Annotated in this window: 8 protein-coding genes; 3 read left to right on the forward strand and 5 right to left on the reverse strand. The window is 74.8% G+C overall.

All coding sequences use genetic code 11. The features are described 5' to 3' along the window. The first annotated feature begins 109 nt into the window (after positions 1 to 109). Positions 110 to 1,900, forward strand: coding sequence for a CDP-alcohol phosphatidyltransferase (locus ACGH52_RS12985; RefSeq protein ID WP_399939209.1), 1,791 nt, complete (start codon positions 110 to 112; stop codon positions 1,898 to 1,900). On the opposite strand, the gene dusB is transcribed toward ACGH52_RS12985, so the two are convergent. Next, positions 1,901 to 3,067: a tRNA dihydrouridine synthase DusB gene (dusB, locus tag ACGH52_RS12990; protein WP_059299173.1), complete on the reverse strand. Its 1,167-nt coding sequence runs from the start codon at positions 3,065 to 3,067 to the stop codon at positions 1,901 to 1,903. A gap of 82 nt (positions 3,068 to 3,149) precedes the next feature. On the opposite strand from dusB, the gene ACGH52_RS12995 reads away from it, so the two are divergent. Continuing rightward, the gene (locus ACGH52_RS12995) at positions 3,150 to 4,595 is read left to right on the forward strand and encodes an MFS transporter (RefSeq protein ID WP_399939213.1); all 1,446 of its coding nucleotides are present in this window, start codon (positions 3,150 to 3,152) and stop codon (positions 4,593 to 4,595) included. Positions 4,596 to 4,602: 7 nt separating this feature from the next. Here the strand turns inward: ACGH52_RS12995 and ACGH52_RS13000 are convergent, their stop codons facing one another. From ACGH52_RS13000 to ACGH52_RS13015, 4 genes are all read right to left on the reverse strand, one after another. Beyond that, complete coding sequence (locus ACGH52_RS13000; RefSeq protein WP_399939216.1) at positions 4,603 to 5,172, reverse strand: hypothetical protein; 570 nt, start codon at positions 5,170 to 5,172, stop codon at positions 4,603 to 4,605. 37 nt (positions 5,173 to 5,209) lie between these two features. Beyond that, entirely contained in the window at positions 5,210 to 9,616 is a 4,407-nt protein-coding gene (locus ACGH52_RS13005; RefSeq protein WP_399939219.1) for an HAD-IC family P-type ATPase, read from the reverse strand. Positions 9,617 to 9,625: 9 nt separating this feature from the next. Then, positions 9,626 to 10,330, reverse strand: coding sequence for a hypothetical protein (locus ACGH52_RS13010; protein ID WP_399939222.1), 705 nt, complete (start codon positions 10,328 to 10,330; stop codon positions 9,626 to 9,628). A gap of 109 nt (positions 10,331 to 10,439) precedes the next feature. After that, the gene (locus tag ACGH52_RS13015) at positions 10,440 to 11,336 is read right to left on the reverse strand and encodes a helix-turn-helix domain-containing protein (RefSeq protein WP_059302593.1); all 897 of its coding nucleotides are present in this window, start codon (positions 11,334 to 11,336) and stop codon (positions 10,440 to 10,442) included. A gap of 110 nt (positions 11,337 to 11,446) precedes the next feature. Here ACGH52_RS13015 and ACGH52_RS13020 point away from each other — a divergent pair, with 110 nt between their 5' ends. After that, positions 11,447 to 12,877, forward strand: coding sequence for an MFS transporter (locus ACGH52_RS13020; RefSeq protein WP_076974252.1), 1,431 nt, complete (start codon positions 11,447 to 11,449; stop codon positions 12,875 to 12,877). The last annotated feature ends 45 nt before the right edge of the window (positions 12,878 to 12,922 follow it).

The following is a 12,922-nucleotide window of genomic DNA, read 5'->3' on the forward strand; positions in this document are numbered from 1 at the left end:
TGCGGACCGGTGAACGGACGGCCCGCGGCGGACGTACGAGAGTCCGGCGGGTCCCGGCCCCCTCGCCGGGGCCCGCCGTCCACCGGGTTTCGCACGGAAGGACCTTCGGGTGCCCGTCATCACGCCTTTCCGCCGGCCGCCACGGCCCCCCGACGACGCTCCCGGCGGCCCCGACACCCCCGGCACAGCCGGTCCGGCCCCGCTCGACGCCCTCAGGACCCTCCGGACCCGCCTCACTCGCCTGCGCGCATGGCGCACCCGGCACCCGCGCGCCGCGCTCGCCGTCCGCCGGGTCACCACGGCCCTTTCGGCCATTCTGGTTCTCGGGGCCCTCCTGCTGCCCAACACCCTCGTCGCCCTGGAGCCCAGCCGCTTCGCGCGGATCCCGGCGGAGGCGGTCGTCGCGGCGGTGCTGCTGCTCTGCCTGCCCCGGGTGCCGCGCCTGGTGGCGGCGGCGCTGTTCGGGACCGCCCTCGGGGCGCTGACCGTGCTGAACCTGCTCGACATGGGCTTCACCGAGTACCTGGGCCGGAGCTTCAACCTGGTCCTGGACTGGGGTCTGCTGGACGACGCGCAGTCGTTCGTGGCGGACTCGATGGGCGGGGCGGCGGCGGCCTGGGCCGCGGTGGGCGCCGTGGTGCTGGCCGTCTCGCTGCTGGTGGTCATGGCGCTGGCGGCGGTCCGGCTCGGCGAGCTGCTCGCCGCACACCGGGAGCGGGCGGCACGGGGCGCGCTGATGGCGGCCACCGTGTGGATGACCTGTGTGGCGCTGGGCGTGCAGACCTTCGGCGTGCCGGTCGCCACCACGAGCGCCTCCCGGGCCGCCGAGGCGCAGGCGCACCGGGTGGTGGACACGCTGCGGGACGAGGCGGCCTTCGCGAAGGAGGCGAAGGCGGACCGCTTCGGCGCCACGCCCGGCGCCGAGCTGGTGCCGGATCTGCGCGGCAAGGACGTGGTCTTCACGTTCATCGAGAGCTACGGCCGCAGCGCGATCGAGGACCCGGTAATGGCACCGGGTGTCGGCCGGACGCTGGACGCGGGCACCGCGTCGCTCGCGAAGGCGGGCTTCCACGCCCGCAGCGGCTGGCTCACCTCGGCGACGTACGGCGGCAGCAGCTGGCTCGGCCACTCCACCTTCCTGTCCGGCCTGTGGGTGGACAACCAGCAGCGCTACCGCACCGTCACGTCCGGCGACCACCTGACCCTCACCAAGGCGTTCGCGAAGACCGGCGACTGGGACACGGTCGGGGTCATGCCGGGGGTGCAGAAGGCCTGGCCGGAGGCGGACTGGTACGGCCTGGACAAGGTCTACGACGCCTTCGACGTGGGCTACCGGGGGCCGAAGTTCAGCTGGTCGACGATGCCCGACCAGTACGCGCTGGAGGCGTTCCAGCGCCTGGAGCACGGCAGGAAGCGCGACAGGCCGCTGATGGCGGAGGTCATCCTCACCTCCAGCCACCAGCCCTGGGCGCCGGTCCCGAGGATGGTCGGCTGGGACGAGGTCGGCGACGGTTCGGTGTACGAGGGGATCGAGGCGTCGGGCGTGAAGGCGTCCGAGGTCATCACCGACTCCGCCCGCTCGAAGGAGGAGTACGGCAAGTCGATCCAGTACTCGCTCACCAGCCTCACCCAGTGGCTGGAGCGCTACGGCACCGACGACACCGTCCTCGTCTTCCTCGGCGACCACCAGCCGCTCGCCCGCGTCAGCGGCGACCACGCGAGCCGGGACGTCCCGGTGTCGGTCGTCGCCAAGGACCCGAAGGTGCTCGACGCGATCGACGACTGGGACTGGACCGAGGGGCTCGAACCGGCGAAGGACGCCCCGGTGTGGCGGATGAGCGCCTTCCGCGACCGCTTCCTGACGGCGTACGGCTCGACACCGCACCCCACGCGGGGCTGATCAGCCGCCGGAGGTGTCCAGCTCCGCGTCCTCGCCGATGCCCGCGCAGTCGTAGGGGTCCTTGAGCCAGCCGTCCGGCAGGACCACCCGGTTGTTGCCGGAGGTGCGGCCGCGGGGGCCGTCGGCGCCGGTGGGCCAGGGCTGGTCCAGGTCGAGTTCGTCGAGCCCGGCGCGCAGCGCCTGAAGGGAGGAGGTGATCGCGAGTCGCTTGCGCATCTCGGAGCCGACGGCGAAGCCCTTGAGGTACCAGGCGACGTGCTTGCGGAAGTCGATGACGCCCCGCGCCTCGTCGCCGATCCACTCCCCGAGCAGCGTGGCGTGCCGGACCATCACGTCGGCCACCTCGCGCAGGGTGGGCCGTACGAAGGCGTCGGTACGGCCCTCGAAGGCGGCGACCAGGTCGGCGAAGAGCCAGGGCCGCCCCAGGCAGCCGCGTCCGACCACGACGCCGTCGCAGCCGGTCTCCCGCACCATGCGCAGCGCGTCCTCGGCACACCAGATGTCGCCGTTGCCGAGGACGGGGATCTCCGGGACGTGCTCCTTGAGGCGGGCGATGGCGTCCCAGTCGGCGGTGCCGCCGTAGTGCTGGGCGGTGGTGCGCCCGTGCAGGGCGATGGCGCTCACGCCCTCCTCGACGGCGATGCGGCCGGCGTCGAGGAAGGTGAGGTGGTCGTCGTCGATGCCCTTGCGCATCTTCATGGTGACGGGCAGGTCACCGGCGCCGGTGACGGCCTCCCGGACGATGGCGCGCAGCAGGTTCCGCTTGTACGGCAGCGCCGAGCCGCCGCCCTTGCGGGTCACCTTCGGCACCGGGCAGCCGAAGTTCAGGTCGATGTGGTCGGCCAGGTCCTCCTCCGCGATCATGCGGACGGCCTTGCCGACGGTCACCGGGTCGACGCCGTACAGCTGGATCGAGCGCGGGGTCTCGGTCGCGTCGAAGTGGATCAGCTGCATGGTCTTCTCGTTGCGCTCGACCAGTGCCCGGGTGGTGATCATCTCGCTCACGAACAGGCCCTTGCCCCCGCTGAACTCCCTGCACAGGGTGCGGAAGGGCGCGTTGGTGATTCCGGCCATCGGGGCCAGCACCACGGGCGGCGCGACGGTGTGCGGGCCGATCCGCAGGGGCGCGGCGGTGTGGTCGGGGGCGGGCGTGGTGAGCGTGGACATTCCCCCATTGTCACGCACGCGGGGAGATCATGTATCAGTCATTAGTTAACCGCACTATCGAAACGCGCGTACGATGGAGGTCATGCCCGAGCCGACCCATCGCCGCCGCATGCTCGTGCTCGCCATCTGCTGCATGAGCCTGCTGATCGTGAGTATCGACAACACGATCCTCAACGTCGCCCTCCCGTCCATGCAGCGCGACCTGCACGCGAGCACGTCGGGCCTGCAGTGGGCGATCGACGCGTACACGCTGGTGCTGGCCGCGCTGCTGATGCTGGCCGGCTCCACCGCCGACCGGATCGGCCGCAAGCGGGTCTTCATGACCGGCCTGGTGCTCTTCACCCTCGGTTCGCTGCTGTGCTCGCTGGCCCCGGACCTGTCCTCGCTGATCGTCTTCCGGATGATGCAGGCGGTGGGCGGTTCGATGCTCAACCCGGTCGCGATGTCGATCATCACCAACACCTTCACCGACCCGCGCGAGCGCGCCCGCGCGATCGGCGTCTGGGGCGCGGTGGTCGGCATATCCATGGCCGCGGGGCCGCTGGTGGGCGGGGTGCTCGTGGAGTCGGTCGGCTGGCGCTCGATCTTCTGGGTCAACCTGCCGGTGGGCCTCGCCGCCCTCCTGCTCACCCTCCGCTTCGTCCCCGAGTCCCGCGCGCCCAAGGCCCGCCGCCCCGAACCGCTGGGCCAGCTGATGGTGATCGTGCTGTTCGGCTCCCTGACGTACGCGATCATCGAGGCGCCGAACGCCGGGTTCACGACCGTGCTGCCCTTCGCCGTGCTGGCGCTCGCCGCGCTGATCGGCCTGCTCGTCCACGAGCCCCGTCGCACCGACCCTCTCGTCGAGCTGCGCTTCTTCCGGTCGGCGCCGTTCAGCGGGGCCACCGTGATCGCGGTCAGCGCGTTCGCCGCGCTGGGCGGCTTCCTGTTCCTGTCCACGCTCTACCTGCAGAACGTGCGCGGGCTGAGCGCCCTGGAGGCCGGCCTGTGGATGCTGCCGATGGCCGTCCCGACCTTCCTGTGCGCCCCGCTCTCCGGCCGACTGGTCGGCAGCCGGGGGCCGCGCCTGCCCCTGCTGATCGCGGGCGGCGCGCTGACCGTGAGCGGGACGCTGTTCGCCGCCTTCGAGGCCGAGACCTCCGACGTCACGCTCTTCGTCGGCTACGTCCTGTTCGGCATCGGCTTCGGCTTCGTCAACGCGCCCATCACCAACACCGCGGTGTCCGGCATGCCGCGCTCCCAGGCCGGGGTCGCGGCGGCCGTCGCCTCGACCAGCCGCCAGCTGGGCCAGACGCTCGGCGTGGCGGTGATCGGCGCGGTGCTGGCGGCGGGCGTGGGCGCGTCGTCGTACCGCGACACGTTCGTCGCCGCCGCCCGCCCCGGCTGGTGGATCCTGGCCGCCTGCGGCCTCGCGGTCCTCGTCCTGGGCGCCGTCACGAGCGGCCGCTGGGCCCGTGGCACGGCGGAGCGCACGGCCGAGCGCCTTCAGTCGCCCGAGGTGCGGGAGGCGGCGCGGACGCAGGCGTGACGGCGCCTCAGACGTAGTCGAAGTACCGGTCGGCCCAGACCGCCCGCAGGTCGTCGTCCGCGTCGCCCTCGTCGTCCGCGTCCTCGTCGTCCTCGTCGTCCTCGTCGTCGTGTCCGAGCGCGGCGAGTGTCTCCACGAAGACCCGGTCCTCGTCCACCAGGGTCGGGGTCGGGCCGTCGTACGGCTCCATCAGCACGTCGAGCGGGACGAGGACGCACCCCGCCGCCGTGCACACCTCGTCCAGCCACGTCACGAACTCCCCGCTCAGGCCCGTAGCGGAGTCCGCGGTCCAGTGGGCGCCCGTCCCGGCGGTGACGAAGCCGCCGAAGTTGCTCAGCTCGACCCACAGTCCCCCGGCGGGGCCGGTGCCGTCCGCGGGGACCGAGCACCCTCCGCACGCGCTGGAGTCCTGGTAGAGCCCCGCCCGGACGGACGGCCCGAAACGCCGCCTGAGCGCGCCCGTGAGCAGATCGAAGCGCCGCACCGCGGCCCGCGGGTCGAAGTCCCGGGGCCGTTCCCGGTGGTCCGGGTCGTCGTGTGCGCTCAGCAGCGTCCGGATCTCGTCCAGGGGAAGCACGCACACGCCTTTCGGCCGACGACGGCGGACCCGCGCATCATCCCCTCGCGCCCTGCGGCCCCGCACTCGATTTCGCCACCGGCAGCCGCTCCGCCACCTGCGGCCAGTACTTCACGATCGCGTCCTCGACGCCCGGCAGCGCCTGCTGCCCCGCCAGCGCCAGCGCGATCGCCGCGGCCACGCCCGTCCACGCGACCGGCCCCAGTGGGGTGCAGCCGAAGAGGCGGCTGGCGCCCGGGGTCTGGACCAGGGCGACCAGGGCGGCGGCGGAGCCCAGGGAGGTGACCTGGACCAGGCGGCTGTCCCGGCGGTCGGCGAGCGTCTGGGCGAGTTGCGTGCCGACGACCGCGCACAGGGCCATGGTCGTCGAGCGGCGCTGCGTGCCCGGCGTGAAGCGGCCGAGGAGCCAGGCCGCGGTCGCCCCCAGCGCCGTGGTCAGCGCCCGGTGCCGGATCTGCCGGATGAGGGGCTCGCCCAGCACCGCCGTGCCGAGCGGCGCGCCCGCGTCGGCGGCCTCCTGCTCCGGGTCCCCCGTCTTGGTCACCGCGACCGCCATCGCCGGGAACAGGTCGGTGAACAGGTTGACCAGCAGCATCTGGCGGGTGGACAGCGGCGCGGCGCCGCCCAGCACCGTGCCGAGGATGCCGAAGCCGACCTCGCCCGCGTTGCCGCCGATCAGGATGGCGATGGCGTCGGCGACGCTGTGCCACAGCGCCCGGCCCTCCCGCACCGCCTCCACCAGCACCAGCAGGTCGTCGCCCGTCACCACCAGGTCGGCGGCGTTGCGGGCGGCGGCCGAGCCGCGGGCGCTGATGCCGACGCCGATGTCGGCGGCCCGGATCGCGGCGGCGTCGTTGGCGCCGTCGCCGACCATGCCGACGACCCGCCCGGCGTCCCGCAGCGACTCCACGACCAGGAGCTTCTGCTCGGGCGCCACCCGGGCCACCACGTCCGCGTCGCGCAGCATCCGGGAGCGGGCGGTGCGGTCGGCGGCGGCGAGTTCGTCGCCGGTGACCACGACCGCGTCCTCGGGCCAGCCCAGGTCGACGGCGATGGCGTGGGCGGTCTGCGGATGGTCGCCGGTCAGCACCACGGGCCGTACGCCCGCCTCGCGCAGCCCGCGCACCAGCGCCGGGGAGGTCTCGCGGGGCACGTCGGCCAGCGCGAGCAGTCCGGTGAACTCCAGCTCCGACGGCGGCTGTTCGAGGACGTCGGCCGCCTTCTCGCCCTTGGCCAGGGTCCGCCGCGCCACCGCGATGATGCGCAGTCCGGCACCGGCGAGGCGCTGCGCCACCTCCGAGGTGTGCGCCGGCAGGTCGGCGCAGGCGGGCAGCACCGTCTCCGGGGCGCCCTTGACCACCAGCACGGCGGGGCCTCGCCCGCCCTCGCGTCCGACGGCGGCGGCGTAGCCGCGGGAGGTCTCGAAGGGCAGGCCCTCCTCCTGCCGCCAGTCGGGGTCGTCCCCGGCCGCGTCCAGGACGGCCTCGTCGGTGGCGTGGGTGGGGCGGGCGCCGTCGCCGTTCAGCCGGGGGCAGGCGCGCGCGGCGACCCGTACGGCGTCGGCGGTCTCCGCCTCGCCCACCCGGCGGACCGTGCCGTCAGTGCCCGCGACCCGCGACAGCCGCAGCTTGTTCTCGGTGAGGGTGCCCGTCTTGTCGAAGCAGATGGTGTCCATCCGGCCGAGCGCCTCCAGGGTGCGCGGGGTGCGCACCAGGACGCCCCGGCGGCTGAGGCGGCGGGCCGCGGCGAGCTGGGCCACCGTCGCGACCAGCGGCAGCCCCTCGGGCACGGCGGCCACCGCCACCGACACGCCACCGGCGACGGCCTGCCGGATCGGCGCCCCGCGCAGCAGCGAGAGCCCGGTCACCGCGGCCCCGCCCGCCAGGGTGAGCGGCAGCGCCTTGCGGGTCAGCTCCTGGAGCCTGGCCTGCACCCCGGCCGCCGACGGTGTGCGGGCCGCCAGCGCGACCGCCCGCGCCGCCTCGGTGTGGTCGCCGGTGTCGACGACGACGGCGCGGGCCCGCCCGGCCACCACGGTCGTGCCCTCGAAGACCATGCAGTACCGCTCCGCGACGGGGGCGCGGGGCACCGGGTCCACGCACTTGTCCACCGGCAGCGACTCACCGGTCAGCGCGGACTCGTCCACCTCCAGGCCGTCCTCCCACAGCAGCCGGGCGTCGGCGGGCACCACGTCGTCCGCCTTCAGCTCGATCACGTGGCCGGGATGCAGCTTGGCCGCGTCCACGATCCGCGGCTCGCCTTCCGCCGCGAACTCCGCGCTGTCCGGGCCGAGTTGCTCCTCGGTGACCCGGGCCTTCTGCTTCTGCTCCGCCAGCAGCCCGGACAGCGCCCGCTCGGCGCGCAGCCGCTGGAAGCCGCCGACCAGCGCGTTCAGGTCGAGGGCGCCGACGACGAGCAGCGCGTCGACGACCGACCCGAGGATCGCGGAGGCGGCCGAGCCCACCGCGAGCACGGGGGTGAGCGGATCGTCCAGCTCCCCGCGTACGGCGCGGGCCAGCTGCCACGACCAGCGGACCGGCGCCAGCACGGGCACCCGGCCCGCCCGGTCGGCGGCGGCGCGCAGCCGGGCGGTGGCCTGCTCCACGGCGGTCGGCTCCGGCTCGCTCTCCCGCTCCAGCCGCTCCCGTACGTCGTCCGGGTCCAGCGCGTGCCACGCCACCCGGGCCCGGGGGTGCGGGGCGCGGGCCATCGCCACGCCGATCGCGGCCCGCGTCCCGGACAGCAGGGCCACCGCCGCGCCCGCGTCCACCGGCGCGTGCCGCATCCCCAGCAGCGACGACGCGCCGCCCCGGCTCCTGCCGCGCGCCTCGCCGACCGCCACCAGCAGTCCGGACAGCGCGGCCCCGGACCGGGCCAGCGTCTGCGACCGGCTCCCGACCGCGCGGGACACCGGCACCGCCCGCAGCACCCGCCACACGTCGGCGAGACCCTGCGGTGCGAGCACGTCCGCGCCCCAGGCCACCGGGCAGTCCGCGTCGGCCAGCGCGACCGCCACGTCCCCGGCGAGCAGCCCGGCCGCGACGGAGCCGTCGTCGCCGGGCAGTGGCCGTACGACGGTGATGACGCCGCCCTCGGCGCGCAGCTCGGCCACGACGTCCGCGAGCGGGCGCCGGGCGGCGACGACCTGGTCGGCGAGGCCGGTGAAGTCGGCCAGGGCCGGGTCCTCGACCATGACCACGCGCAGTCCCGCGCGCCGTGCCGCGTCCAGCACGTCCTCGGTCCACGGGTCGGCGCCCGCGTCCGGCACCCGCAGCGCGCTGGGGTGCAGCACGACCGTGCGGGCCATCTCCAGCTGCCGCAGCCGCCCGGGGTCGCGCACGAGCACACCGGTGCGGGACAGCGCGGCGCTCAGTACGGCGTGGAAGGCGGCGGGCCCGTAGCGCGCGGCCTTGGGCGAACCGGCGAGCACCGCCTCCGCCGCCTCGGACACGGCGTGCTTGACCAGCAGGGTCGCGGCGGCGCCCGCCACACTGCCCGCCGAGGCGTGGGCGGCGTAGTCCTGGGCCGGTGAGGTGCGCGGCGCCGGGCGCAGGGCGGGTACGGCGGGCAGGCTGCCCCGGCCGGGGACGCACAGCTGGTCGTGCACGACCTCGAAGGCGGCCCCGCGCGCCACCGCCTCCGCCAACTGGCAGGCGCGCAGCGCCCCGTCGAGCACCAGCGAGGTGGGGCTCTGCCCGGCGCCGTGGACGGCTGCGTTGGCGGCGGCCAGCGCCACCTCCATGCGGTGGTCGCCGAGCCGCTCGCGCAGCCAGGCGCGGAAGGCCGGGTTCTCGCGCAGCAGCGTCGCCACGGCGGTGACCAGGCGGGGCGTGGGCGGCAGCCGCAACCGGGCGCCGGTCACGGCGGCGGCGATGCCCAGTACGTCGGCGCCGAGCGCGGTCGCCGCCACCCGCACCGGGGCCGGGTCGCCGGGGTGGTCCGTCTCGTCCACCGGGTCGTCCGGGCCCGCGGCGGCGCTCTGGTCCACCCGGGTGAGTCCGTGGCGTTCGGCGAGGTCGGCGGCGTGGTCCACGACGCGGTCGGTGAGCGTGTCCTCGGTCGCGGTCACCACGAGCCTGGCGAGACCGGTGTCCCAGTAGGCGAGCAGGACGTCGGGGTGCTCGGCCAGGGCCGCCGCCACCCGCCGCGCCACCCGCTCCGTACCGCCCGCCTTGCGTACCTGGTCCGTGGCGGCCGGCCGCAGCGCGAGGTGGGCCCGGGGTCCGGCCCGCCAGTCCCGCGGACCGCCGGGCAGTGCGGCGCGCGCCACCCGCGCCGCCCGCGCGGCGAAGTCGGCGCCGCGCACACCGGCCCGCGCGGTGCCCGCCGCCGCTCCGGCCGCGGCACCCACGGCGGGCGCGGTACCGCGCGCGAGCAGCCGGGGACCGGCCAGCACCAGCCCCGTGACGGCGCCCTGGGAGCGCGTCAGCAGTCCACCGACCATGGCTCTCCCTCAGCCGGACGTGCGGGTGCGCGACCCGGCGGCCGTCTTGCGGCTCCGGCTCCCGCGGGAGGCGGAGGGCCGGCTCGACGACGCCTTGGACCCGGACTGGCTCTTGGCCCGAGTGGGGGACGCGGTCTTCTTCGCGGCGGCGGTCTTCTTCGCGGTGGTCTTCTTCGCGGTGGAGGCCTTCTTCGCGGTGGAGGCCTTCTTCGCGGCGGAGGTCTTGCTCGCCGTGGACTTGCTCGCCGTGGACTTGGCGGCGGTCTTCTTGGCGCCGGTGGTCCGCTTCGCCGCGGCCGTCTTCGTCCCGGCCGCCTTGGCCGTACCCGTCTTCGCGGTGTCCGTCGTCGCCGTACCCGTCTTCCCCGTGCCCGCCCTGGCGGTGGTCTTCCGGGCCTGCGTCCGGTCGGACTTCGTGTCCGCGCCGCCGCCCTGGCCCGCGCTCCCGTTCCGGTCCTGCCCGCGCGACTGCGTCAGCCAGGCCACCGCCGCTCCGGTGGCCGCCACCGGCCACTCCACCAGTCCGGCGACGCCCAGCACCCCGGCGCCCGTGTAGACGAGCACGCGCCGCCCGCGCGGCGACACCGCTCCGATCCTGTCCAGCGCGCCTTCTGCGGCCCTGCCCACCGTCTCGGCACCCGGCACCTTGCGCACCGCCGAAGCGGCCGCGTGCAACGGCCGCGGAAGTGTCCGCGCCGACTTCTGCTCAGCCATGACTCTTCGTCCTCGCCCTGTCCGTGCTGTGGGAACCCCGGCCCCCGGGCCGTGGAAACCCCGGGAACATCACCTTCCGCACATCTCCGGGTTCCCGCACTTCGGGCACTCATCCGGACGATGCCGCTCCGCGCTCCAGGGCGATCGCGTGCAGCTTCTCCAGCCGCTCCCGGGAGACCTCGTCGGCGGGTGCGTACGTCACCATCCGGGGCCCGGGTTCCGGTCCGAGCCACAGGTCGGCGTGGTCGACGCGGATCCGGCCGACGTACCGGTTGAGGAACTCCTTGCGCTTGCCGCGCTGCGCGTCGACCTCGTAGCGCTCCCAGGCCTCGCGGAAGTCCGGCGACTGGGTGCGCAGCCGCTTGAGCAGCATCTTCCAGGCGGGCTCGGCGAGATGACCGGCCATCGTGGCGCGGAACCGCGCCGCCATCAGCCGCTGGGTCTCCTCCAGGTGGGGGATCGAGGACCGCCAGTCCTCGTTGGTGAAGCAGAGGATCATGCAGTTGCGGTCCTCGGGCGGCACCGCGTCCAGGTCGCACAGCAGCAGCCCGTAGGTCCGGTTGTGCGCGAGGATGTCGTACCGGCTGTTCTGCACACAGGCGGGGTACGGCTCGAACTGCTCCAGCAGGGCGCGCACCGCCGGTGTGATGGCCGGGCACACCCTCGCGGGCGTCGGGTCGACGGCCCCGGCCAGCTGGAAGAGGTGGGCGCGCTCGGTGGGGTCGAGCAGCAGGGCGCGGGCGAGGGCGTCGAGGACCTGCACGGAAACCTGGATGTCCCGGGCCTGCTCCAGCCAGGTGTACCAGGTGACGCCGACGGCCGAGAGCTGGGCGACCTCCTCGCGCCGCAGCCCAGGGGTCCGGCGCCGGCGTCCGCGGGGCAGCCCGACCTGCTCGGGCGCGATGCGCTCACGGCGGCTGCGCAGGAAGGCGGCGAGTTCGTGCCGCCGGATCTCCGAGCCGGTGTCCCGGGGCGGGGACTGGACGGCCGTCTCCCGACCCGTCATCGTCGTCATGCCTCCAGGATGCCGCGCCCGCGACCCTGTTGCCAGGTACTCCCACTACCAGCATAAGGAGACTCTGGTACCACCCTGGAAACCGTCGCAGGCTCGACCACGTGACCGAAACCATCACTTCACGTCCCGTCCGTACGGGCCCCTCGGCGTCACCCGCGCTCGGCGGCCTCGGACTCTTCACGGTGCTGCTGGGTGCGGCACTCCCGCTCGTCGACTTCTTCATCGTCAACGTCGCCCTGCCCACCATCGGCGCGGACCTCTCCGCGGACGAGGCGGTCCTGGAACTCGTCGTCGCCGGATACGGGGTGGCGTACGCCGTCCTGCTGGTCCTGGGCGGCCGGCTCGGCGACCTCTTCGGCCGGCGCCGCCTGTTCCTGGGCGGCATGGCGGCCTTCGGGCTGACCTCGCTGGCCTGCGGTCTCGCTCCGGACGCCTGGTCGCTGGTGGCGGCACGGGTGGCGCAGGGCGCCTCGGCCGCCGCGATGCTGCCACAGGTGCTGGCGACCATCCAGGCGACCACGACCGGTCCCCGGCGCGCGAAGGCCATGAGCCTGTACGGGGCGACCGCCGGCCTGTCGATGGTGGCCGGACAGATCCTGGGCGGCGTCCTGGTGGCGGCGGACATCGCGGGCACCGGCTGGCGTTCCGTCTTCCTGGTGAACGTCCCGGTCGTCCTCGTGGGCCTGTTCCTCGCCGCCCGCGCGGTCCCGGAGACCCGCTCCGCGCACCCCGAGCCGGTGGACGTCCCCGGCACCTTCCTGCTGGCCGCCTCGATCCTGACCCTGCTGGTCCCGCTGACCGAGGGCCGGGCGGCGGGCTGGCCGCTGTGGACGTGGCTGTCGCTGGCGGCGTTCCCGTTCGCGGCGGCGGCGTTCTTCGCGGTGGAGCGCCGGGCGGACCGCGCGGGCCGTACGCCACTGGTCCCGCCGAGCCTGTTCGCGATCGTCTCGCTGCGCCGCGGCCTGCTGCTCATCGTGCCGTTCTCGATCGGCTTCAGCGGCTTCATGTTCGTCATCGCGGTGGCCTTGCAGCAGGGCGCGGGCCTGGGCCCGGTGGCCGCGGGTCTGGCGCTGGCGCCGCTCGCGGTGGTGTTCTTCCTCTTCTCCCTCGCCGGTCCCCGCCTGGTCGCCCGCTACGGCACCCGCGTGGTGCCCGTCGGCGCCGCCCTCCAGGGGGTGGGCCTGGTCCTGATGACGCTGGCCGCCTGGCGTTCCTGGCCCGACCTCGGCCTGGTCGAACTCCTGCCGGGCGCGGCGGTCGCGGGCGCGGGCCAGGCGCTCCAGCTCCCGGTCGTCCTGCGGGTGGTCCTGTCGGAGGTGCCCGCCGTACGGGCCGGCGTGGGCGGTGGCGTCATGGTCACCACCCAGCAGGCGTCCCTGGCCCTGGGCGTGGCCACGCTGGGCACGCTGTTCCTCTCCCTGGTCCCGGGCATGGGCATGCGGGACGCGCTGGTGACGACGCTGCTGGTCCAGTTGGCCGGGGTGGCGCTGACCGGCCTGCTGAGCCTGCGCCTGCCCCGGACGATCGCCTGACGACCACCCGATCCACACCCGCTCCTTGGATACTTGGTCCAGACC

It is taken from the genome of Streptomyces sp. BBFR25, from assembly GCF_044590125.1.
Lineage (GTDB): Bacteria > Actinomycetota > Actinomycetes > Streptomycetales > Streptomycetaceae > Streptomyces > Streptomyces canus_D.

Coding starts and splice junctions, on each gene's coding strand:
- ACGH52_RS12995 (WP_399939213.1), top strand. CDS start 3,150: ATGCCCGAGCCGACCCATCGCCGCCGCATGCTCGTGCTCGCCATCTGC.
- ACGH52_RS13015 (WP_059302593.1), bottom strand. CDS start 11,336: ATGACGGGTCGGGAGACGGCCGTCCAGTCCCCGCCCCGGGACACCGGC.
- ACGH52_RS13010 (WP_399939222.1), bottom strand. CDS start 10,330: ATGGCTGAGCAGAAGTCGGCGCGGACACTTCCGCGGCCGTTGCACGCG.
- ACGH52_RS13005 (WP_399939219.1), bottom strand. CDS start 9,616: ATGGTCGGTGGACTGCTGACGCGCTCCCAGGGCGCCGTCACGGGGCTG.
- dusB (WP_059299173.1), bottom strand. CDS start 3,067: ATGTCCACGCTCACCACGCCCGCCCCCGACCACACCGCCGCGCCCCTG.